This is a genomic window from Psychroserpens sp., assembly GCF_034670085.1.
Taxonomy (GTDB): domain Bacteria; phylum Bacteroidota; class Bacteroidia; order Flavobacteriales; family Flavobacteriaceae; genus Psychroserpens.
Genome location: NZ_JAXMOD010000001.1, coordinates 580,765 through 606,612 on the forward strand (window position 1 = coordinate 580,765; position 25,848 = coordinate 606,612).

Consider the following 25,848-nt stretch of genomic DNA (forward strand, 5'->3'; position numbering starts at 1 on the left):
AATCAAACTAAAAACTATCTATGGGATTACTGATATTTTACGCTATCATATCCATTTTCTTTTCCTTTTTATGCTCGATACTAGAAGCTGTACTTCTTAGTGTTACTCCAACATTTATTAATTTAAAAAAGAGCGAAGGAAAAGCTTATGCTGACGACTTAGAAGTTCTTAAAAAAGATGTTGATCGTCCACTAATAGCAATTCTAACTTTAAATACAATCGCTCATACTGTTGGAGCAATTTTAGTTGGTGTGCAAGCAAAAGTAGCTTATTTAGAACTTTACGGTTCTACTAAAAGAAGCATTTTGGGCTTTAATTTCACTGAAGATTTAATGGTAGGAGTTGTGTCCACAATTATGACTATTTTAATTCTTGTGGCTTCTGAAATTATACCTAAAACAATTGGAGCAACCTTTTGGAAACAACTCGCTAACTTCACTACTAAAGCATTACACGTTTTAATTTTTCCTTTAAAATGGACAGGTATTCTATGGCTTTTACAACTCACAACAAAACTTATTGGTGGAAAAGGTCATGGTAGCGTACTGAGCAGAGAAGGCTTTTTAGTAATGGCAGATATGGCTCACGAAGAAGGTGTGTTTCAAGAAAATGAAAGTAAAATTATAAAAAATTTACTAACCTTTAAAGAGGTGTTTGCTAAGGATGTGATGACGCCAAGAACCGTTATGAAATCTGAAGATGAAAAAACAACTGTTGAAGATTTTTTCATGAAAAACATGAATCTTCGATATTCTAGAATCCCATTATATGCCGATGATCCGGACAATATAAAAGGACTTGTTTTAAAAGGTGAGGTTTTTAAAGAAATGGCCTTAAATAATGGGTCTAAAAAGTTATCCGAATTGAAACGAAATATTATTGTTGTTTCTAGAGATTTACCAATACCAAAACTTTTTGAAAAGTTAGTTGAAAGCAGAAATCATATGGCTTTAGTTGTAGATGAATATGGTTCGGTTAGCGGATTAGTTACAATGGAAGATGTCATCGAAACACTTTTAGGATTAGAAATCATGGACGAAAGTGATAATGTGTCAGATCTTCAACATCTAGCAAGAAAAAGTTGGGAAACTAGAGCAAAAAAATTAGGTATCATTAATGATGAACCTTCCGAAGAAAACGAATAATCATGGAAACTTGTATTATGTCTTCACCTTTAGGTTTTACCAAAATCGTTGGTGACGAACATGGTATTGCTCAAGTGACTGTATTAAATTCTGAAGAAAAAGAAACAGACATTATTCCGGTAGAACTTGAAGATTGTGTGATTCAGCTCAAAGAATATTTTGAAGGAACTCGTTCTGAATTCAACCTCATCTTAAACCCTCAAGGAACCCCATTTCAGAAAAGTGTATGGAAACAATTAGAAACCATACCTTACGGTAAAACGTTTTCCTACTTAGAACTTTCAAAACAACTTGGCGACATAAAAGCGATTAGGGCTGTGGCAAATGCTAATGGGAAAAATCCATTATGGATCATTATTCCATGTCATCGTGTTATTGGAAGTGATGGTAGTTTAACTGGATATGCTGGTGGATTATATAGAAAACAATGGTTGCTAGAACATGAAAGTCCTTACAAACAACAACGCCTTTTTTAAGGTATAAAATTGTTATTTTTAATGAACGATTTTACAAACAAAAAACAAACTAAGAACTATAAATCACTAATATAGACTATTTTCTATATTTTTATTATCTTTACTTTCAAATAGAATTCATTTTATGAAATATTTTAAGTTAATCCTATCTTTCCTTTTTACCTTAAGTGTGTTTTATGTATTAGACACAAAGCTAGGGAGTATTCCTCCTTTGGGTAAATTTTTAGCACCAACTGAAGGGATTTGGCAAAACGAAACTGATGATGCCACTTCCGGAAACATCTCCATTAACAGCCTTGAAGATTACGTTACAGTACATTACGATGCACATCTTATTCCTCACATCTTTGCAAAGAATGATTATGATTTATACAAAGCTCAAGGCTATATTACTGCTAAACATCGTTTGTGGCAAATGGAGTTTCAAACCTTTGCGGCAGCTGGCCGAGTTTCAGAGATTATTGGAGAAAATGGATTAGATTTTGACAGAGCACAACGTAGAAAAGGTATGTTATTTGGCGCCGAAAATAGCTTAAAGGTAATTAAAAATGATCCAGAAGCCCTAAAATATCTTGAAGCTTATAGTGCTGGCGTGAATGCCTACATTAATCAGCTTCAACCAGAAGATTATCCCGTTGAGTACAAACTATTAGACTATCAACCAGAAGCTTGGAATATTAACAAGACCATGCATTTATTGATGTATATGACAGATATGCTCTGCGGAAGAGATTCAGATTTAGAATATACTAATATGCTTCGTAAGTTTGGGAAAGAACGTTTTGATTTGTTATTTCCAGACTTCTTCGATGTTAACGATCCGGTTATACCAAAAGATACCGATTGGAGTTTTATTGATGTTGAACAAACCGAAACACCTCTAAGTGAGTTACCATTAGATTCTATTTCAGAAACAATGGAGAAACCGCATCCTAATAATGGCAGTAATAATTGGGCTGTTGCTCCTGAAAAATCCTATTCTGGTAATGCCATATTGGCTAACGACCCACATTTAGGACTTAAACTACCTGCAATTTGGTTTGTTATGCAATTAAACTCACCAAACCAAAATGTATTCGGAGCAACACTTCCTGGTGCTTTAGGTGTTATAATCGGATTTAATAATGATATTTCTTGGGGAGTTACAAATGCAACAAGAGATGTAAAAGATTGGTATAAAATTGAATTTCAAGATGCAACTAGACAAGCCTATAAATATGATAACGCTTGGAAAAAAACGTCGGTAAGATTAGAAGAAATTAAAATTAGAGGCAAAGAAACTTATATCGATTCTGTTATCTACACACATCATGGTCCAGTGAGTTATGATCATACATTCAAAAGTGATGACAAGAAAAAAGGCTATGCCATGAAATGGGCTGGTCATATTGGACATAATTTTACTAAATTATTTTTAAACCTCAATAAAGGAAAAAACTATGATGATTATTTAAACGCTATTTCTAATCACGTGGCACCTGCCCAAAACTTTGCATTTGCATCAACTAAAGGCGACATTGCCTTATGGGTTCAAGGTCAGTTTCCAAATAAATGGGAAGGTCAAGGGAAATTTTTACTCGATGGAAGTAATCCAAAACACGATTGGCAAAGTTTTATACCGAAAGAATTTAATGCACATACTAAAAACCCAGAACGTGGTTTTGTGAGTTCTGCCAATCAACATCCAGTTGATGAATCCTATCCGTTTTATGTGTTTAATGACAGCTATGGAATTTATAGAAATCGTATAATTAATGACTATTTCAGAAAAAGAGAAACGCTTAACATTCAGGATTTTAAAAGCCTTCAAAACAATAATTTTAATCTAAAAGCTAAAGAATTAGTTCCTTTTATGCTAAGTAAAATGGAAGGTCCTTCGCTTACTAATGATGAACAACTGCTACTAAATTATGTTAGACATTGGAATTTAAATAACAGCATTGACAATGTTGGACCTAGTATTTGGTCGACATGGATTAAACACTTGTATAGAATGACTTGGGACGAATTTGATTTAGAAGATGAAGCGCTCAAAGCACCTTTTATGTACCAAACCATTTACATGTTAAAAAACCATCCTAATGATCCATTTATGGATATTGTTGAGACTCCCGAAAAAGAAACGGCTATTGATTTATTCAGTCTTTCATTTAAAGCTGCTGCTAAAGAGTTAAACGAATGGAAAACAGAAAACGGAGACTACGAATGGAAACATTTTAAAGGCGCTTATGTTGGTCACTTATTACAAGCATTACCTGCTTTTTCAAGATTTGATATTCCTATTGGTGGCGATCGAAACACTGTAAATGCGTCTGACATAAATCATGGACCTTCATGGCGAATGATTGTTGAAATGTCTTCTCCGCCAAAAGCTTACGGAATTTATCCTGGTGGTCAATCTGGCAATCCAGGAAGCCGTTATTATGACAATTTCATTGATGATTGGGCAGCTGGGAACTATTATGACTTACTTTTCATGCAAGACAACAACTCAACTGAAGGGATAACATCAACTCAAACACTAACACCAAAACAATGAAAAAAAACGTTATCAATTTTATAGCCACAATTGGCACTGCATTAATCTTATCTCAATTTTTACCTTGGTGGTCTGTGATGCTTGCGAGTTTTATAACAGCTATTCTTTTCAGCCTAAAAAAAAGTGCTGTATTTTTTGTGCCGTTTTTAGCAATTGCTCTGTTTTGGATGGCGTATGCTTATTGGTTAAGTAGCGTCAACGATTTTACCCTTTCAAAAAAAATTGCTGTCTTACTACCTCTTCAAGGTAATCCATACTTGCTTATACTAGTTACAGGAATTGTTGGTGGTTTGGCAGCTGGAATAGCTGCTATTTTTGGTAAGCAATGTGCGTCATTATTTAACACAAAAGCCTAGTATTATGATTTCTAAACTCAACTTAGCAAATATTTTGTTTTTAGACATCGAAACTGTTCCGGAGACTGAACACTTTTCGGATTTAGATGCTACCAAGCAGCAACTGTGGGAATCAAAATCTCAATACCAACGACGTGATGATTACACAGCAGAAGAATTTTATGATCGCGCTGGAATATGGGCTGAATTTGGAAAAATTGTTTGTATTTCGGTTGGATATTTTACCTATCAAGGTGATGTAAGAACATTTAGAGTCACCTCTTTTTATGGTGATGAAGAAAAAATTCTGAAGGATTTTAAAAACCTCTTAATCTCTCATTTTAGTCAGACCAAGCATTTACTTTGTGCGCACAATGGTAAAGAATTTGATTTTCCATATATAGCAAGGCGCATGATTATTCACAACATAGAATTACCTTATAAATTAAATCTATTTGGAAAAAAACCTTGGGAAGTACCTCATCTTGACACTTTAGAATTATGGAAGTTTGGGGATTATAAAACCTACACCTCCTTAAAATTATTGACTAATGTTTTAGGAATTCCTTCACCAAAGGATGATATTGATGGTAGTGAAGTTTTTGGTGTGTTTTATAAGGACAAAGATATCGATCGAATCGTGACCTATTGTGAAAAAGACACCATTGCAGTAGCTCAAATATTTTTAAGATTAAGAGGTGACGAACTGCTTCATGATAATGAGGTTATTCATATTTAGGATTGCAAAAAGGATTGAACGATTTGTTTGAAATCCTTTTTTATTTCTAAAAAAGATTGAGTAGTGAAAGCCTGATTTTTAGTTATTCATCGACACTTAATTGAAAAATTCAATAACTAAAAATTTGCCCAAATAAAAAAAGTCCAGACATGACATCTGGACTTCTTAACTACGAGTTAGTTATCATTATTGTTTAATAAATCGTTTAATTAAAGTCTCACCTTCAGTAGTAAATTTAATCTGATAGATTGCTCCATCTAAATGACCAATATCGATTGAATTTCCTTTAAGTTCTCCTCTAGCTACAATTTGACCAACTATATTGTATACTTCATATGTTACGTTAGTATACTTAGTAGCAACATTTAATAAGTTCCCTTTCACAGGATTAGGATATAATTTAATCTCTTTAACACCATTTTCAATAAGTGAATCTGCAATCACATCTCCTTTAGCAGATGATCCTGTTGAAAGATTAATGTTATCAATAGCAATATCTGCTTGCCAAGTATTACCTGTCACTCTATTAAAGCGTAATTGTAAACTTCCGCCAACATAAGCTGATAAACTTACACTTGCCGATTGCCATGAATTACCTAGGTTTCCTGAACTATTCCAAATTGAAACCCAAGTTGCACCATTATCATTACTAGCTTCTAAATCTAAAGTTCCCATATTAGACGCTCCATATTGATGATAATTGAAACTAAACGTTGCTGACGATTGAGTACTTAAATTAAAACAAGGTGAATTGACAATTGCGCGTTTGTTTGGATATCCAGTGTTGTTTCCTGAGGCCTCAACATAAATGTAGAAACTACCTTGAATTGCACTTGCTGGTCCAGTTCCGCTTGAAGGTGTACCATTAGCATCTCTTGTCCAGTTTATATCATCTGCAGTTGATTGCGTCCAAGAACCAAAATTAGTTTCAAATCCTTGAGTGTAAGGATAGGTTGTTATACCTCCTGAACAACCAGAAACCACAACTTCACCTTCTGTTAAACTCACATCGTCAATTGCTATATCTGCTTGCCATGTATTTCCTGTAATTCTATTAAATCGTAACTGAACACTTCCTCCAACATAAGCATTAAGGTTCACATTAGCCGTTTGCCATGAATTTCCTAAGTTACCTGAACTATTCCAAATTGAAGACCAACTTGCTCCATCATCATTACTTATTTCCAAATCTATAGTTCCCATGTTTGTAGAACCAAACTGGTGATATTTAAATGTAAATGTAGCTTCTGATAAGGTTGACAGATTGAAACAAGGTGAGTTTAAAATCGCCTGCTTATTTGGATATCCTGTATTGTTTCCAGATGCTTCAACATAGACATAAAACGAGCCTTCTGAGGCACTTGCTGGACCTGTTCCACTTGAAGGTGTACCATTAGCATCTCTTGTCCAGTTAATGTCATCTGCGGATGACTGAGTCCAAGCTCCAAAGTTAGTTTCAAAACCTTGGCTATATGGATAAGAACTAATTCCAGCAGAACAACCTGTAGAAGGTTCAGAAACATTAACAATTCTTACCACTTCGGCAGCTGCATTTCCAGCAGAATCAGAAACATTATACGTAACATTGTATGATCCAGCAGAAGCAGTATTAACGTTACCGGCAATTACAATGTTGGAGGTTAGATTTCCATCTATATTATCTGTTGCTGTTGCACCTTGTTCATTGTATGTGTCACCTACTAATAAATTTATTGTAGACGATCCAACTAACACTATTACTGGCGGAGTTGTATCCGCACTAACCACAACTGTTCTTGTTACTTGATTAGCAGCATTTCCAGAAGAGTCACTTACATTGTAATTTACAAAGTACGTTCCTGCAGAAGCTGTATTAACTGTTCCAGTTGTAACAATACTTGATGTTAAATCTCCATCTAAATTATCTGTCGCAGTTGCGCCTTGTTCATTATACGTATCACCAACATTTAAGTTAACTGTTGAGGCACCAATTAGAGTTATAACAGGAGCTATTGTGTCAGGATTTACGGTTACGGTTCTTGTGACTTCTGCAGCATTATTTCCTGCAGCATCACTTACATTGTAAGTAATCGTATAAGCTCCAACTGTATTTGTATCTACGGTATCACCTCCAACGACAATACTAGAGGTTAAATCGCCATCAATATTATCTGAAGCTGTAGCTCCAGCATCAGAATAAGAATCACCAAGTTGTAAACTAATACTTGCCGAACCAACAAGAGTAATTACAGGAGCAGTTGTATCTGGAATCACATTTACAGTTCTAGTGACTTCAGTTGCATTATTTCCAGCAGCATCACTTACATTATATGTTACTACATAGGTTCCGCCTGCACTTGTATTCACTGTGTCACCACCAATTATAATGCTTGATGTAAGATTTCCATCGACATTATCAGTTGCGGTTGCGCCTTGTTCATTGTATATGTCACCAACATTTAAGTTGATTGTAGATGCACCATTTAATGTAATTACTGGAGCTTCTATATCTGGTCCAGAGCCTTCAATGATAACCGTATAGTCTTCAACTTCACCATAAGTAAAATTATCGCATGGTCCTGGCACTTGATTATAGCGCATAGTAACTCTCATCCTAGTTGAATTTTCAACAGCACTTGATGGAATTGTAAAACTTCCACTTACAGATGTCGCCTGAGTATTACCTTGCGAAAAGACTTGTTCATTTGCGTCTGAAAAATCACCATCTCTGTTATAATCAATCCAAACACCATACGCTTCGTTATAAATTGTACCAGTCCAAGTTGGAGTTACCGTTATAGTATATTGCGTGTCTTTAGTTAAGGTTGTAGAAATACCTGTAAAATCTGAATAAAATTGTGGTCCTGAGCTATTATCAATAGTGTTTAATTGAACTCTACTAATATATTCATCGTTAGTATTTGTGCTTGCTGAATCACAATAATCTAACTGTACATCAGTAGTCGTAAAGTTTATTGAGCTACTGTAAGCTGAATTGCTTCCACCAGAACACTCACTACGTACTTGTGCTTCATATTGCGTTAAAGCTGTTAAACCTGAGATATTTGATGAAATTCCATTAACTGTAGTTGTGATCCAGATTGAAGCTCCAACTTCACGATATCTTAAATCATAACTTGCGCCTGGAACAGCATCCCAACTTAAGGTTGCAGTAGTTGATGCAACATTTGAAGCCACTAATCCAGTTGGAACATCTGCGTTACAAACAACAGGAGCACCGATTGTAAAGTTAGTATTTGATATATCAAAGAAAATATTGTTAGCGCCTCTTACCATGACTCTATTTTGATTCCCTTGACTATTTGGTACTACAATGTCATGAGAGCCATCATTTGGAACACCAGAAGCCAATGATACAGAATAGGTATCTCCACCATCTGTTGATAAGAAGATATCAACATTTGCCGCATTAACGCCATTTCCAGTAGTTCCAGCTACATTCCAAGTTACTGTTTGAGTAGTTCCTGCATCCCAAGTTACATTTGTATTTGGTGAATTAAGAACGAAAGGTCCTGCAGTACCATTAACGGTAACCACCATATCATCACTACTATTAGTTCCTCCACCCGCAACATTGTCTCTAACAGTTAATCTGAAGTTAAGAGTTCTTGCTACGTTAGGAACAGCTTCCCATTGCCATGACGTTGCACCCGTTTTAATCGTTGAAAGCCTTGGAAAGTAACGATTCCTAGATGTTGTTGGTTCATATGCCCTAAAAGCAACTCCTGTAGTAGCTGTTGTACTTGGATAGGTTGAAGATGCATTGTTTTCATCCATTTGTTCCCAACAATACGTTAATGCTCCAGCTGACGTATCTGCATCTGTAGCAGAACCATCTAACACAAAAGCAGTTCCATTTGGAATGGTATAATTAGAACCTGCATTAACTACAGGAACTGCGTTACCAGTATTGGTATTGGTTTGACAACTTGTACTTTTTACATAATCAGTTACTTGTTCAATTGAAACGGCATGGAAATTTGGTGTTACATTAGGTTCTACATCAGTTGCTCCTGTTATTCCTGCATAACTCATAATAGTTGTTCCACTGCCTGGTTCTACTTGTACATTAGTGCCTTCGTTTCCATTGAAAGTCCATGTATGGTTCGCACCAAACTGGTGTCCCATTTCATGCGCTACATAATCTACATCAAAGAATTCTCCTTCTGGAACTGTTGCTGAGGTCCAACCACTTCCTTTTTGATTATTTACACAAACACAACCTATACAACCTGCATTACCGTTGTTTTGTAAATTTGCAAATAAGTGTCCGATATCATAATTGGCTTCACCAATATTACTTGTTAGTGTACTTTGCAATTGTCCGTTATAAGACCCTGTAGTAGTATACGGATCACTTCCAGAGTTGGTGTAAATAACATCATCGGTATTTCCAATAAGGACCATATTTATGTTGAAATCGGTTTCAAAAATTCCGTTAACACGTGTCATGGTTTGGACGATTGCAGCTAATGCTAATGCTTTCGTTCCTCCATGATAATTTGTGTATTCTCCTGTTGCCGAAACGACTAATCGATAAGTTCTTAAAATACTATCGTCTGCATTTCGCATTTCCATGCCAGTATCAGAATTCATCGATTTGTTCATGCTTTCAGTGACAGAACACTCAAAATCGTCATTAAAGTTAATTCTGTTTGCTCTGGTAAATACGGAATACACAGAAGCATCATCAGTAATAGCTTCTATAAATGAAGCAGGTTTATTTGCCGAAAATCTAATACTCTGGAAACCTAAAGGGGTTACACTAAATCTAATAACAGCTGTAGGATCGTCAATACCTTGACCAGCATAGGATTTAATTTCTGGATATTTTGCTGATAATTCAGGATCCATAACTGAGGCTTCAAAAACTTTGAAACGTTCAAATTCTCCATCGGCACTTGGAAAGGATAATATCATATTAGAACCTTTTGAAACATTCCCCCTTTGAGGTGCTTTAGATAACGTCTGTTTTAAACGTTCTTTATTCAACGCAAATGTTTGTGTTGTTGGTAGGTCTTGTTTGCTAGGTTTAATTCTTAGATTTTTGTCGATTGTTTGTTTTTGCCAAAGTGATTTACTTTGTGACATTGCATAACTTGTGCTCATCAAAAAGATGACTAGTAGTAATTTAATTTTCATTATTTAGAAGGATTAAAGGATTAGCTTAATAGCGAAAAATTCAAAGCTGAAATTAGCGTTTTTCGCAAAGAAATAGCCGAATTGTTAATAAGTATGCAATAAAAATTAAATATTTACGGTTTTTCCGCAACAACTTTGAAGAAAACGCCTACATTCATAAATGTGTCTCTATAAAAAAAAGCTCAGATTAACATCTGAGCTTTTATATTTATTGTAATATGTGTGATGTCTATTTATCTTATAATTAGCTTTTTACTAATTGTACTAACCGCATCTGTAAGTTGAACTAAATAAACACCTTTTGAGTAATTTGATGCATCTATTGTATTTATTACATTACTCGTGTCTAAATCTGTTCTTAGTATTGCTCTACCTTGAATATCATAGAGTACAAATGAAGTGGCTTCTGTTAATTGTCCCTTTACTATGATTTCTTTTGTATCTGAATTATTATAAATCTGTAGCTCATTAAGATTAGATTCTAATACGGATAAGGTTTCCGCTTCAAATCTAACATAAAAACGTCCTGTTCCTATTAAATCTGTGGTAGCTGTTAAATTATAATCTGATGTGTTTAATAGTGTCACTGTATTTGTTAGTGTGTCTTCAAAATATACATTGTATTGCAAATCTGAAGTATCCATTCCAATGGTCACTTGTTGGCCTTGTAGTAAATTAATCCCAACTGGAATTACAGTGGTCCCATTAACATCATCGAATCCTATCGTTTGAATAGCCATGTTTAAATCTTGACCTGATTCAGTTAATTCTGTATAAATCGAAAATGTTGAAGGCTCTTCTGAAAACAATTCTGCATCATAGCCTATGTTCAGTCCTAAAGTGGCATTATCCTTAAAGTAGATGTCTGTATTATAGGTTCTATCTGGCTTACTCATGGTTATTACAAAATGAGCTAAGTTTGCATTTCTTCCTGCAATAAAATCATCTGTTGTTCCTGTAGACCTCATGGATGGTGTAAAACTAACATTCGATCCTGCTACCTTGGAGGACACAAAAAATCCTTGTCCAGGTGCAATTAAAGCTCCTGGATTATTATCTGAATAAGCCATATTCCAAATTGTCCATTCCGTTCCAAATGTTAAATCTGCATCATAGCCATAAACCGCAACTGTATTAGGATCTAATTCATTTAAATTGGCTGATAAAAAATCTTCTAGCTTTATATAGGACGTATACGGATTACCTATTAAATTCCACTTCGCATAATCTGTCCCTGAATGTATGATTGGAACTGTTAAAGGACCTGTGGTCACTGCTCCTGTAAATGTAAATGTATCATCATTTGTAGATGCTGCTCGATAGCCTTTTGCTGCTTCTAAATTTACGGCCTCTACATTTGAAAATAATCCATAATCATTTAATGGCTTTTCAAAAGGTCCAAACAAATAAAGCGTCTGTCCCGAATTTGCAAATACATTTGAATTATTTGAAATAAAACTCGTAAATGCTTCTCCACTTACTGGTGGTGCAATAATATCATTTCCTCCCGAATTTGAGGTGACATGACGTTTGTACTCAACATCTCCCATTACTGTACCGTCAACTAGTAAACTCGAAAATTCATTCGAATCTGAATTTAATGTGAAAACTCCGTTACTCATAACATTAATATTTCCTGCTACAGTAATATTGTTAGCTTTATCAACATTAATAGTGGCTCCAGAATTAACAGTTAAATTATTTATACTAATATCTGCACTATTTACATTATAGGTGCCGTCTAAAATTAATACGTTATCAGCTGTTGTTGTGCCGCTTGGAGCATTCGGATCCCAAGTTCCACCAGAATATAATAGACCATCATATTTAACATTAACGGTATAATCTTCTACTTCTCCATCAAAATCTGTTAGACAAGAAGTTGGATCGGCATTGTACTGGGCAGATACTCTCATTCTTGTATTTCCAAAATTCATACTTTCTGGAATAGCAATTGATAAGGTTGGTAATGCTCCATCTGCAACACCTTGTATATCACCCAGATCGTATTCTTCTCCACTATCGTCAAAGTCGCCATCTTGATTCCAATCAATCCACACAAAGGCATGAACTACGAAATTTCCATCTGTATCAACATGAACTGTAAGGTCTACATTTGTACCTTGAGTAACATCTGTACTTATATTTGTAAAATCTTCGTAACCGACATCTTTTGGAGATCCATCAACATTATCAATAGTTCCAAAAATCACTCGCGTCACTCCGGTTTGGTACAATAAATCTCCAAAAGAATCACAATATTGAAATGCCGTAACATTTACAGTTCGAATAACCTCAATAGCAGGATTCCCAGCAGCATCACTTACATTATAGGTTACTAAATAAGTACCTATAAGATTTGGATCAACAGTATCTCCACCAACTACAATACTTGAAGTTAGGTCTCCATCAATATTATCTGTTGCTGTTGCTCCTAATTCTGTGTATGATGATCCTACATTCAAGTTGATTGTTGAAGCACCATTTAAAGTAATTACAGGAGCTTCTGTATCTGGTCCGATTCCAATGTGATCAATTGCAATATCACTAGCAAAACCTCCACCAGTTGTACCGATAAACCTCAGTTTTATGTTTTGATTAAGGTATGTTGCTAAATCAATACTTTCAGAATTCCAAACATCACCCTGATTTCCAGATATTGTGAAAATATTTGACCAAGACGCACCATTGTCGATAGATACTTCAACCGCAATCGTTCCTGCATCAACTCCAAACATATGGTGATAAAAAGATAGTGTTGCTGTAGTTAATCCGTTTAAATCAAAACAAGGGCTTTCAAAAATAGCTGTTGAGCCGGCTCCTATTTCTCCTGGTGATCCGTTTGAAGAAGCTTCAAGAAATAAATAGTTCCCACCAACTGTAATATCATCTGAAGGTCCTGTATTTCCAGAAGGTGTTCCACCTGAATTTAAAATCCAATCTCCATCATCACCTGCGATATCATACCAATCTCCAAGACCTGAATCAAAAGTTTCTAGATATGGATAAGATGTTATTTGCGTTCCTGTACAAGGAGGTATTGCTGTCGTTGTAAACGTAATTATTCCTGAGTAAGCAGATGTTGAATTATCTGGGCAACGGCTTCGTATTTGGGTTTCATAATCTGTTTCTGGCGTCAAACCTGTTAAATCAAAAGGAGTATTGCTTGTAGAAACATCAATCCATGTTCCTGAGCCGACAACTCTATACTGAATATCAAAAACAACAGCAGTAATCGTGTCCCAAGTTAAGGTAGCTGCTGTGGCGCCAACATTAGAACTCGCATAGCTTGTTGGCACTGAAGCCGTACAAGGGATTGGTGCTGCAATCGTAAAATTAGTATCCGAAATGTCAAAGAAAATATGATTTTCTCCTCTTACCATAACTCTATTTTGTGTTCCTTGGTTATTAGGCACAATAATATCATGCGAACCGTCATTAGAAACTCCTGTTGCTAGAGTTATAGGATATGTGTCTCCTCCATCAATAGATAAGAAGATATCAACATTTGCAGCATTAACGCCATTTCCAGTGGTTCCAGCTACATCCCATGTTATTGTTTGAAATGAATCTGCATTCCATGTTACATTTGTATTTGGAGAATTAACTACAAATGGACCAGCAGTTCCATTTACGGTGACAATCATATCATCACTACTATTAGTTCCACCACCTGCAACATTGTCTCTAACAGTTAATCTAAAGTTAAGTGTTCTTGCTACATCTGGCACTGCTTCCCATTGCCATGACGTTGCTCCTGTTTTTATAGTTTCAAGTCGAGGTAGATATCTGCTCGTAGTTGTAGTTGGTTCATAAGCCCTAAATGCCACTCCTGTAGTAGCTGTTGTACTAGGATAAGTTGAAGATGCATTATTTTCATCCATCTGTTCCCAACAATAGGATAGCGAACCTACTGGAGCATCAGCATCAGTTGCTGATCCATCTAGTTCAAAAGCAGTCCCTTTTGGTATGGTATAATCTGCACCTGCATTTACAACAGGGATTGCATTCCCTGTAATCGTTTCTGTTTGACAACTTGTGCTTTTAACATAGTCTGTCACTTGTTCAATTGAAGCAGCATGAAAATTTGGTGTTACATTAGGAGCAACATCGGTAGCTCCAGTAATTCCAGCATAACTCATTATTGTTGTTCCACTACCTGGTTCCATTTGCACATTTGTTCCTTCATTTCCTCCATGAGTCCATGTATGATTAGCTCCAAATTGGTGTCCCATTTCATGCGCTACATAATCTACATCAAAGAATTCTCCTTCTGGAACTGTTGCTGAGGTCCAACCACTTCCTTTTTGATTGTTTACACAAACACAACCTATGCAACCTGCATTACCGTTGTTTTGTAAATTTGCAAATAAGTGTCCGATGTCATAGTTTGCCTCTCCAATTGTACTTGTAAGCTCACCTTGAAGCTGTCCGTTATATGCACCTGTAGTTGTATACGGATCGGTTCCGGAGTTTATAAAAATTACATCATCTGTGTTAGCTAAAAGCTCCATGTTAACATTAAAGTCAACCTCAAAAATTCCATTAACTCTAACCATCGTTTGTACGATAGCGGCCAATGCTAAAGCTTTCGTGCCTCCATGATAATTTGTGTATTCTCCTGTTGCCGAAACGACTAATCGATAGGTTCTTAAAACTCCATCATCAGCATTTCGCATTTCCATGCTATTATCTGAATTTAAGGTTCTATTCATGCTTTCAGTGACAGAACACTCAAAATCGTCATTAAAGTTAATTCTGTTTGCCCTGGTAAATACGGAATACACAGAAGCATCATCAGTAATAGCTTCTATAAATGAAGCAGATTTATTTGCTGATAAACGCATACTCTGAAAACCTAAAGGCGTAACACTAAATCTAATAACAGCTGTAGGATCGTCAATACCTTGACCAGCATAGGATTTAATTTCTGGATATCTTGCTGCTAATTCAGGATGCATTACTGAGGCTTCGTAAATTCTAAAACGCTCAAATTCGCCATTTTCATTTGGAAAGGATAATATTAGATTTGAACCTGTAGTAGATTTACCTCTTTGAGGCGCTTGACTCAATGCTTGCTTTAAACTAGCTGTGTTTAAAACAAATGTTTGTGTTCTCGGTAAATCTAGTTTACTTTGTTTTACACTTTGAGTATTCCTGATTGTTTGTTTTTGCCAAAGTGATTTACTTTGTGACATTGCATAACTTGTGCTCATCAAAAAGATGACTAGTAGTAATTTAATTTTCATTATAATAGAGCATTAAAGAATTTAGAATCGATAAATATATAACATTATTGTTTTTTTTTATGCATAAGGTCTAAAGAATCGACGAGATACATAACTTATAGACCCTTAAGACCATTAATAGTCACAAAAGGAAACTTAGTTTTAACATTTTAAATTGTAAAAAAAGCTCAGATTAACATCTGAGCTTTTATATTTATTGTAATATGTGTGATGTCTATTTATCTTATAATTAGCTTTTTACTAATTGTACTAACCGCATCTGTAAGTTGAACTAAATAAACACCTTTTGAGTAATTTGATGCATCTATTGTATTTATTACATTACTCGTGTCTAAATCTGTTCTTAGTATTGCTCTACCTTGAATATCATAGAGTACAAATGAAGTGGCTTCTGTTAATTGTCCCTTTACTATGATTTCTTTTGTATCTGAATTATTATAAATCTGTAGCTCATTAAGATTAGATTCTAATACGGATAAGGTTTCCGCTTCAAATCTAACATAAAAACGTCCTGTTCCTATTAAATCTGTGGTAGCTGTTAAATTATAATCTGATGTGTTTAATAGTGTCACTGTATTTGTTAGTGTGTCTTCAAAATATACATTGTATTGCAAATCTGAAGTATCCATTCCAATGGTCACTTGTTGGCCTTGTAGTAAATTAATCCCAACTGGAATTACAGTGGTCCCATTAACATCATCGAATCCTATCGTTTGAATAGCCATGTTTAAATCTTGACCTGATTCAGTTAATTCTGTATAAATCGAAAATGTTGAAGGCTCTTCTGAAAACAATTCTGCATCATAGCCTATGTTCAGTCCTAAAGTGGCATTATCCTTAAAGTAGATGTCTGTATTATAGGTTCTATCTGGCTTACTCATGGTTATTACAAAATGAGCTAAGTTTGCATTTCTTCCTGCAATAAAATCATCTGTTGTTCCTGTAGACCTCATGGATGGTGTAAAACTAACATTCGATCCTGCTACCTTGGAGGACACAAAAAATCCTTGTCCAGGTGCAATTAAAGCTCCTGGATTATTATCTGAATAAGCCATATTCCAAATTGTCCATTCCGTTCCAAATGTTAAATCTGCATCATAGCCATAAACCGCAACTGTATTAGGATCTAATTCATTTAAATTGGCTGATAAAAAATCTTCTAGCTTTATATAGGACGTATACGGATTACCTATTAAATTCCACTTCGCATAATCTGTCCCTGAATGTATGATTGGAACTGTTAAAGGACCTGTGGTCACTGCTCCTGTAAATGTAAATGTATCATCATTTGTAGATGCTGCTCGATAGCCTTTTGCTGCTTCTAAATTTACGGCCTCTACATTTGAAAATAATCCATAATCATTTAATGGCTTTTCAAAAGGTCCAAACAAATAAAGCGTCTGTCCCGAATTTGCAAATACATTTGAATTATTTGAAATAAAACTCGTAAATGCTTCTCCACTTACTGGTGGTGCAATAATATCATTTCCTCCCGAATTTGAGGTGACATGACGTTTGTACTCAACATCTCCCATTACTGTACCGTCAACTAGTAAACTCGAAAATTCATTCGAATCTGAATTTAATGTGAAAACTCCATTATTTATAATGTTTCCTCCTAATGTCACATTAGATGCTTGATCTACATTAATAATAGCTCCAGAATTAACAGTTAAATTATTCATACTAATATCTGTACTAATTACATTATAGGTGCCGTCTTCAATAAGTACATTTTTCGACGCTGTCAAATTAGTTGGAGCGTTTGGTGTCCAAGTATTAGCACTATACACTAAACCATCAAATAAATTAATGGTATAATCTTCCACTTCACCATAATCATAAGATCCACATGTATTTGGGAGAGTATTATAACGCATTGAAACTCTCATTCTTGTTGTCCCTAAAACCACACCTGATGGAACATTGAATGTCGCACTTACAGAAGTGTTTTGAGTAGGAGATTGGTTCATTACACGCTCTGCAGTTGTAAATGTACCGTCTCTATTATAATCTATCCAGACTCTGTAACCTTCTGAATACGTACTACCTGTCCATTGCGGAGTGACTGTTATCGTATAACTTTCACCTGGAATAAGAGTTGTCTTAATATTGGTAAAATCTGAATAGCCTTGTGCTCCAGAATTATTATCTATAGTATTTAATTGGACTCTAGAAATAAATTCATCTGAAAAATCATTTCCTTGAGATGCACAATACGAAACTGATGATGTTGTAAAACTAAAACTTGCCGAATATACTGAAGTGCTTGCTCCACAAATAGATCTTACTTCAAATTCATAATTTGATGCTATACTAAGTCCAGTAAGATTATGAGAATTGGTTGTTAATCCAAGAACATCAATCCATGATGGAGCTCCAACTTCTCTATATCTCAAATCAAAAATCGAACCTGTTGACGACCAACTCAAAGTCGCCGAATTTGTTGTTATAGCTGACGCATTTAAACTATTAGGAACGGAAGGGATAATAGGAGTAAGTTGAACATTTGCCAAAGTAACTGTAGTTCCATCAGTAATAGATTGGCTCGATACTGTTACAGATTGATAACATGGTGCTTCAAAAAGAAGACTGTATGTTCCTCCTTTAATTGGTCTGTAATATGCACCATGATTATCTGTATATATTTCTGAACCGTAAGCATCATGACCAACTACAGTCACTTTTACATCTTCAATTGGATTGTTCGTTATTGCATCTTCAACAACACCTCTAAAGCCGTAAGTTCCTTGAGTTAAATAGTCTAATAACGCATCTCTATTGTAATACCAATAGTCATCTAACGAGCTTTCGGCTAAAATTTTAACATCAGACAATTCAATAGTAACTTCTCTACATTGTTGATAAAAATTCATATAATCTTGTCTTCCTCCATATACACGATACCATTCAGCACCATGCGTAACTCCAGGACTTTGCGCGTAATCATTATGCCAAGCTTGGTTTCCAGCATTCTCATCCCAATCATCATCATCTGTCATATAAGAAGCTTTATTAGTATATGCAGGTGTTGAGGTTGTACCAGAATTCGCATCTGTTTGACAATGTGTTGCATATTCAACACCTATATGTTCAAACCAATCATTATCTGCATGAATATATTGAGCGGAATACGCATTATCAAAAGGGTAATTAACTAATTCTGTTCCTCCATGGAAGTTGGCAGAAATTACAAAATCATGTGCATCAGCTAAGGCCATAAATGCCAAAGTTTCTGTTTGGTAAGCATTTCCATCGTCATGAGGACCAGCCACATTATCTGGATAATTTCTATTAAGATCTATATTATTTCCGTTTCCTCTTCTCGCTTGCACAACTGAGGTATTAGAAGCGCTATTATGATAAGTTCCATCCGGATTTGCACTTGGATTAATCCAAATTTCTGCATTCTCCACTAAATTTTTAACTCTGGCATGATCTGCATGACCAGTATTGTTATAAACGGTTATTATATAATCTATTAATGTAAGCATCATTGGGTAACCAGCAATCTCATCGCCATGCATTGATGATGTTAACATTAGTTTTGGCTCCTGTTCATCGGTAGCTACATTGTCTGATATTTTAACAAACAACAATTCTTTATCTCCTTGGCCAGTTAGACCAATACTAACCATTTCAACTAAACCAGGATTATCATCTTCAAAATGTTCCATTTGATGTTCATACTCGGCATATGTTGGGTAACTAGTTAAAGGAAATGAAAGTTGATCACCTGGAGCTCTCGCAGCTAAGGGTCTAACATCATATATAGCAGATTCATCTACTTCGTTTTCACTTTTTGGAATAGTAAAAGGAATGTTTTTAGTTTCAAATTGTCTAAACTGAGTCTCATTGGCCCAAGCTTTAACTGTTTTGGTGCTAGAATCATAATTAACTAAAGACATATTACGTGTTAAGATTTCCAAATCTTCTGCTCTTTCTATTTGAAAAGTAAACGTAAGTTCGCCTTTGGTTGTAATGTATTTTTCGGCCTTTTCTTTTTCTAAATCTTGGGCTTCAATTTGTAAAATTTGTGAATTTACATTAAGTAAAAACAGCAATAAAGCGGCTAAGGTGAGTGTGATTTTTTTCATTTAATTTGGGATTTCAATAATTTTGTCTTGGCTAATATATAACATATTAATTACTTTTCATCCATGAAATGCATAAAATATCGATGAAATGCACGTTTAAAAAACATAAAAATACATAAATTATTGATAACCAGCGTGTTGGTTAAAATTTAATTATTTGTCCTTTAGGTGTTAAGAAATACAAAAGATGTTTTTTAATATTTCATCATGTACAAATTTTCTATTTTTACATATGCCAAATACCATTTTGCTAGATGTAAATGACCTTTCAATCTCATTTTTTAATAAAGAAAACGAGACTGAGATTATTCACAATATTTCCTATCATATAAATACCAATGAAATTCTTGGAATTGTAGGCGAGTCAGGTTCAGGGAAATCTGTATCATCATTGGCTGTGTTAGGGTTACTTCCAAAGAAAATTTCTAAAATCACTAACGGAATAATTAACTTCAACAACAAGGATTTAACGACACTGTCTTCAAATGAGTTCCAAAAAATTAGAGGAAATGATATTGCAATGATTTTTCAAGAACCAATGAGTTCTTTAAATCCTTCAATGACCTGCGGAAAACAGGTTATTGAAATTCTTCTTCAACACACCGACTTAACAAAATCTGAAGCTAAAGCTGAAACACTTTCGCTTTTTGAAAAAGTAAAATTACCAAGACCAGACCGCATATACAAAGCCTATCCTCATGAAATATCTGGTGGACAAAAGCAACGTGTCATGATTGCCATGGCAATTGCTTGCAAACCAAAACTATTAATTGCAGATGAACCTACAACAGCTCTAGATGTAACTGTTCAAAAGGATATTATTGAACTTTTAAAACAGTTACAAGCTGAAGAAAATATGAGTATAATATTTATTTCTCATGATTTAGCACTTGTTTCAGAGATTGCAGATCGGATTTTAGTGATGTATCAAGGTACCGTTGTTGAACAAGGACATGTGGCCGATATTTTCAACAATCCTCAACACATTTATACTAAAGCATTGCTAAGTTCTAAACCTTCTTTAGCTGTTCGTTTAAAGCGTTTACCTACTATAAAAGATTTTATGGAAGGGAATTCAAAAACTGAAACAATTACAACAACTCAACGTAAGCTAGCTCATAAAACCTTATATGATAAACCACCTTTATTAGAAGTTAAAAATCTTGAAAAAGAATACCTCTCAAAATCTGGTTGGTTTGGGAAATTAGAATCATTTAAGGCTGTAAATCAGGTTAGCTTTAAATTATACGAAGGCGAAACTTTAGGGTTAGTTGGCGAATCTGGTTGTGGTAAATCGACTTTAGCAAACGCTATTCTATTGCTAGATAAATCGACTGCTGGACAAATTTTATATCGCAACTCTGATATCACTAAACTCAGTACAACTGCCGTACGACAACTAAGAAAGGATATTCAAATAATTTTTCAAGATCCCTATGCCTCTTTAAATCCGAGAATTCCTGTAGGAAAAGCCATTATGGAACCCATGAAAGTTCATGGGATAGGCTCTTCTGATTCTGATAGAAAAGAAAAAGTATTAGAATTATTATTAAAAGTAGGACTTGACGAAAATTATTTTAATCGGTATCCTCATGAATTTTCAGGAGGTCAACGACAAAGAATTGGAATTGCAAGAGCCATTGCTTTAAAACCAAAATTGATTATTTGTGATGAATCGGTTTCTGCTTTAGATATTTCGGTTCAAGCACAAGTATTAAATTTATTAAATGACCTAAAGGATAATTTCGGATTTACATACATATTTATCTCACACGATCTTGCGGTCGTTAAGTATATGTCTGATCAATTATTAGTTATGAATAAAGGAAAAGTAGAAGAAATGGACGATGCAGATACCATCTACGACAGTCCGAAAAAAGAATACACTAAAAAACTTATTCATGCCATTCCAAAAGGATTATAGCATGAATATTTTTTTAGTTAGGTTTAAGATGTTTTTGAGCAATCTTAATGTGCTTCTGAAATTAATTTTTATCTTATTTTCAGAAACCGTAGGTTTAAGTAGATTTGGGGCAAAAAAGTTCATAGGTTAAAATTTATGATAGATTTGGGGCAAATCATAAAGTTAAGTTTATGGTAAATTTGGTTAATAGTTTGTTTTGATTTGGTTTTGTAAATATGTAACCTATTTTTAATTAATCAGACTAAATACACAATAAATCGATGAAATACATAAAATTTTAACTTTTTACAAGTGTTTTGAGGTTTTTTCTTACAAATTGTTAGATATTAATTTTCAATAGGAAACAAAAAAACCACTAAAAAGTGGTTGTGCATAGTCGTTATTTATTAAACTCCTATCAAATGTTCATTTCAGGAATATCACCTTCAATAATTAAAGTGCCTTCGGTTGCATTTTTTATATCTTCAACTGAAACACCTGGTGCTCGTTCTAAAAGTTTAAAACCTTGACCTGTAACCTCCATTACAGCTAAATTAGTAACTACTTTTTTTACACAGCCTACACCTGTTAATGGTAACGAACATTTTGATAACAATTTAGAGTGCCCTGCTCTATTGGTATGCATCATAGCCACTATAATGTTTTCAGCACTAGCAACAAGATCCATTGCGCCTCCCATTCCCTTAACCATTTTCCCTGGAATTTTCCAATTTGCGATGTCTCCATTTTCTGACACTTCCATTGCGCCTAAAATTGTTAAGTCAACATGTTTACCTCTTATCATTGAAAAACTTGTAGCCGAATCAAAAAAACTAGCTCCAGGTAGTGTCGTAATAGTTTGCTTTCCTGCATTAATGATGTCTGCATCTTCTTCTCCTTCAAAAGGAAAGGGTCCCATTCCTAAAACACCATTTTCACTTTGAAACTCAACTTCTATATCATCTCGCACATAATTAGCTACTAAAGTAGGAATACCAATCCCTAGGTTAACATAATAACCATCTTGAACTTCTTTTGCTATTCGCTTTGCAATTCCGTTTTTATCTAACATATTAATCTCTTTGTCTTACAGTTCTTTGTTCAATTCTTTTCTCGTAGTGTTCACCTTTAAAAATGCGTTGCACAAAAATACCAGGTATATGAATTTGATTTGGGTCTAATTCACCAACAGGCACTAATTCTTCAACCTCGGCAACTGTGATTTTTGCTGCACCACACATATTCGGGTTAAAGTTTCGAGCTGTTCCTTTAAAGATTAGGTTACCTGCGGCATCACCTTTCCATGCTTTTACGAATGCAAAATCTGCATTAAACGCATGTTCTAACACATACATTTTTCCATCAAATTCTCGAGTTTCCTTTCCTTCTGCTACTTCAGTACCATAACCTGCAGGTGTAAAAAATGCCGGAAAACCTGCCTGAGCAGCTCTACAACGTTCGGCTAAAGTTCCTTGCGGTATTAATTCAACTTCTAATTCACCAGATAGCATTTGTCTCTCAAATTCGTCATTCTCGCCAACATAAGATGATGTCATTTTATCAATCTGCTTCCCTTGTAGCAATAAACCTAATCCAAAATCATCAACACCAGCATTATTAGAAATACATTTAAGGCCTTTGGCTCCAATTTTCACGAGTTCTGCAATAGCATTTTCTGGGATTCCAGATAAGCCAAAGCCTCCAAACATAAAGGTCATATTGTCCTTTACATCATCCAAAGCTTCGGAAACATTAGCTACTTTTTTATTTATCATTATTATAAATTTTGATACCGAAAAATACGAAATAAAAAAGCCATTCTAAAATGAATGGCTTTGGATTTTTTTCGAAATTCTTTGGCTTATTGATTAAAAATCAAGAACATCTTTTAAATCATCAACTGGATCTTTCTCAGTTGAATCATCATCAACTAATTTGCTACAATCTACTTCAATTGAAAGGTTTTGTGGTTTCTCAAAATTTCCTTTAGAAATATTTAATTCTGAATCTGCATAACATTCTTTCATATATAAAGCCCAAATTGGTAATGCCATAGCTGCACCTTGGCCGTAAGTTATCGTCTTAAAATGAGCGGCTCTATCTTCTGCTCCTACCCAAACACCTGTGACCAAATTTGGAACCATTCCCATAAACCAACCATCACTTTGATTTTGTGTTGTTCCTGTTTTACCTGCTATTGGATTGGTTAATTCGTATGGATAGCCTGTAATGACTTCTTTATATTCAGGTACTTTTGTTGCCCAACTATGCACTAATCGTCTACCCGAACCAGATTCAACAACACCTTGCATTAAATTTACTGTGGTATAGGCTACTTCATCACTTAACACATCACGACTTTCAGGTGTAAACTGGTACAAAACAGTCCCGTTTTTATCTTCAATACGAGTCACCATTACTGGTTTATTGTAAACGCCTTTATTTGCAAACGTAGCATAAGCAGCAACCATTTCATATACGCTTAAATCTGGAGTTCCTAATGAAATGGCAGGAACAGGAGGAATATCTGATTCTACTCCTAAATTTCTTGCCATATCTATAACTGGTTGCGGTCCTACTTTGTCCATTAATCGAGCCGTTACAGTGTTTACTGAACCTGCCAAAGCAGCTTTTAAGGTTAAAAACCCATCGTAACGACCATCGGAATTTTTAGTCGTCCAAGGATCTGGATTACCATATTTGTCGGCCTCAATAGTTATTTGTTGTCTTGGTAACGTATCACAAGGCGATAAATGCAATTGATCTATCGCAGTTGCATACACAAATGGTTTAAATGTAGAGCCAACTTGTCGTTTACCTTGTTTGACATGATCGTATTGAAAATGCCTATAATTCATTCCTCCTACCCAAGCTTTAACATGTCCAGTTTGGGGATCCATAGACATCATTCCAGGTTGCAAAAATGATTTATAATAGCGCATAGAATCAATAGGTTTCATAACCGTATCTATCTCAGATGCTTTACCATCTATCCATGCAAACACAGTCATTTGTTTCGGTTTATCAAAAGATGCTTCAATCTCTTTTTCGGTCTTGCCTTTACTTTTCAAAACTCTCCAGCGCTCAGAACGTCTCATCGAGTTTTTCATTAAAGATTTTATTTCACTTTCATCAAGTTCTAAAAAGGGTGCTGTTTTATTTCTATCTGGTGTATTCTGATGATCAAATTCTGCTTGTAGCCTTGGCATGTGTCGTTGCACAGCGTTCTCAGCATATTCCTGCATTCTGGAATCTATAGTGGTATAAATTTTAAGTCCATCATTGTACAGATTATAATTTTCACCATCAGGTTTAGGATTATTTTTAATCCAATCTTTCATAAAACCATCTAAATATGCTCTAAAGTAAGTAGCAATTCCTTCACGATGAGATTCTGGAGAATAGTTCAAATCTAATTCTGTTTTTTGAAGTGAATCTTTTTGAGTTTCAGAAATGAACTCATACTTTTCCATTTGGCTAAATACAACATTTCTTCTATTCTTTGTACCTTCAGGATTACGATGCGATCTAGGATTATACAACGATGAATTCTTAAACATCCCAACCAACATTGCTGATTCTTTAATGTCTAACTCTTTTGGTTCTTTCCCAAAATATATTCGTGCAGCACTTCTAATACCATCAGCGTTATTTCCAAAATCATAAATATTGAAATACATCGCAATAATTTCTTCTTTTGTGTATTGACGCTCAAGTCGAATAGCAATAACCCATTCTCTTACTTTTTGAAATACGCGTTGTATTTTATTTGAAGATACTTGTTTTGTAAATAGTTGTTTCGCTAATTGTTGTGAAATCGTACTCGCTCCTCCTCCTTTTCCAAATTTGGCAATTGCTCTAAGTGTTCCTCGAGCATCAATACCAGAATGGTCATAATATCTAATATCTTCAGTAGCAACTAATGCATCAACTAAGTGTTTTGGTAATTCTTTGTAATCAACTGGAGTACGATTATCATTTAAATAAAATTTCCCTAGAGTTTTATCATCTGAAGAAATAATTTCAGTAGCTAAATGAGTTTTAGGGTTCTCTAGAATAGTATGATCTGGCATTTCTCCCAAAAGTCCCCATGACGCAAATAAAAACATGAGTACAAATAACAAAACACCACCTGTAAATGTCATCCAAAACCAGCGTACGTATTTAGAAAAATCTCCGGATGCTGTAGATGCTGATTTCTTTTTTACTGTTTTTTTTGCCAT

At 34.8% G+C, this 25,848-nt stretch carries 12 protein-coding genes; 6 read left to right on the forward strand and 6 right to left on the reverse strand.

All coding sequences use genetic code 11. The features are described 5' to 3' along the window. The first annotated feature begins 20 nt into the window (after nucleotides 1–20). From VOI25_RS02475 to VOI25_RS02495, 5 genes are all read left to right on the forward strand, one after another. The gene (locus VOI25_RS02475) at nucleotides 21–1,145 is read left to right on the forward strand and encodes a hemolysin family protein (RefSeq protein ID WP_323787365.1); all 1,125 of its coding nucleotides are present in this window, start codon (nucleotides 21–23) and stop codon (nucleotides 1,143–1,145) included. Nucleotides 1,146–1,147: 2 nt separating this feature from the next. After that, complete coding sequence (locus VOI25_RS02480; protein ID WP_323787366.1) at nucleotides 1,148–1,621, forward strand: methylated-DNA--[protein]-cysteine S-methyltransferase; 474 nt, start codon at nucleotides 1,148–1,150, stop codon at nucleotides 1,619–1,621. Between the two features lie 124 nt (nucleotides 1,622–1,745). After that, nucleotides 1,746–4,160, forward strand: a complete 2,415-nt coding sequence (locus tag VOI25_RS02485; RefSeq protein ID WP_323787367.1) for a penicillin acylase family protein — start codon at nucleotides 1,746–1,748, stop codon at nucleotides 4,158–4,160. Then, the gene (locus VOI25_RS02490; RefSeq protein ID WP_323787368.1) at nucleotides 4,157–4,516 is read left to right on the forward strand and encodes a hypothetical protein; all 360 of its coding nucleotides are present in this window, start codon (nucleotides 4,157–4,159) and stop codon (nucleotides 4,514–4,516) included. The genes VOI25_RS02485 and VOI25_RS02490 overlap by 4 nt, the downstream gene beginning before the upstream one ends. A 4-nt stretch (nucleotides 4,517–4,520) precedes the next feature. Further along, nucleotides 4,521–5,234: a 3'-5' exonuclease gene (locus tag VOI25_RS02495; RefSeq protein WP_323787369.1), complete on the forward strand. Its 714-nt coding sequence runs from the start codon at nucleotides 4,521–4,523 to the stop codon at nucleotides 5,232–5,234. A 186-nt stretch (nucleotides 5,235–5,420) separates the two neighbouring features. Here the strand turns inward: VOI25_RS02495 and VOI25_RS02500 are convergent, their stop codons facing one another. The 3 genes from VOI25_RS02500 to VOI25_RS02510 all read right to left on the reverse strand — a co-directional run bounded on the left by VOI25_RS02500 (nucleotide 5,421) and on the right by VOI25_RS02510 (nucleotide 19,722). Next, nucleotides 5,421–10,376: an immunoglobulin-like domain-containing protein gene (locus VOI25_RS02500; protein ID WP_323787370.1), complete on the reverse strand. Its 4,956-nt coding sequence runs from the start codon at nucleotides 10,374–10,376 to the stop codon at nucleotides 5,421–5,423. A 233-nt stretch (nucleotides 10,377–10,609) separates the two neighbouring features. Continuing rightward, on the reverse strand, nucleotides 10,610–15,592 hold the full coding sequence (locus VOI25_RS02505; RefSeq protein ID WP_323787371.1) for a reprolysin-like metallopeptidase: 4,983 nt from the start codon (nucleotides 15,590–15,592) through the stop codon (nucleotides 10,610–10,612). A gap of 251 nt (nucleotides 15,593–15,843) precedes the next feature. Beyond that, nucleotides 15,844–19,722 (reverse strand): M14 family zinc carboxypeptidase, encoded by a 3,879-nt coding sequence (locus VOI25_RS02510; protein ID WP_323787372.1) that lies wholly within the window; start codon nucleotides 19,720–19,722, stop codon nucleotides 15,844–15,846. 232 nt (nucleotides 19,723–19,954) lie between these two features. Between VOI25_RS02510 and VOI25_RS02515 the strand changes: the two genes are divergently transcribed. Next, nucleotides 19,955–21,646, forward strand: coding sequence for an ABC transporter ATP-binding protein (locus tag VOI25_RS02515; protein WP_323787373.1), 1,692 nt, complete (start codon nucleotides 19,955–19,957; stop codon nucleotides 21,644–21,646). A 397-nt stretch (nucleotides 21,647–22,043) separates the two neighbouring features. On the opposite strand, the gene VOI25_RS02520 is transcribed toward VOI25_RS02515, so the two are convergent. The 3 genes from VOI25_RS02520 to VOI25_RS02530 form a co-directional block, all read right to left on the reverse strand. Next, on the reverse strand, nucleotides 22,044–22,697 hold the full coding sequence (locus VOI25_RS02520) for a CoA transferase subunit B (protein ID WP_323787374.1): 654 nt from the start codon (nucleotides 22,695–22,697) through the stop codon (nucleotides 22,044–22,046). A 1-nt stretch (nucleotide 22,698) separates the two neighbouring features. Beyond that, a complete protein-coding gene (locus tag VOI25_RS02525) occupies nucleotides 22,699–23,400 on the reverse strand; it encodes a CoA transferase subunit A (protein WP_323787375.1) in 702 nt (233 codons plus the stop codon). Nucleotides 23,401–23,493: 93 nt separating this feature from the next. Further along, nucleotides 23,494–25,848, reverse strand: coding sequence for a penicillin-binding protein 1A (locus VOI25_RS02530; RefSeq protein ID WP_323787376.1), 2,355 nt, complete (start codon nucleotides 25,846–25,848; stop codon nucleotides 23,494–23,496).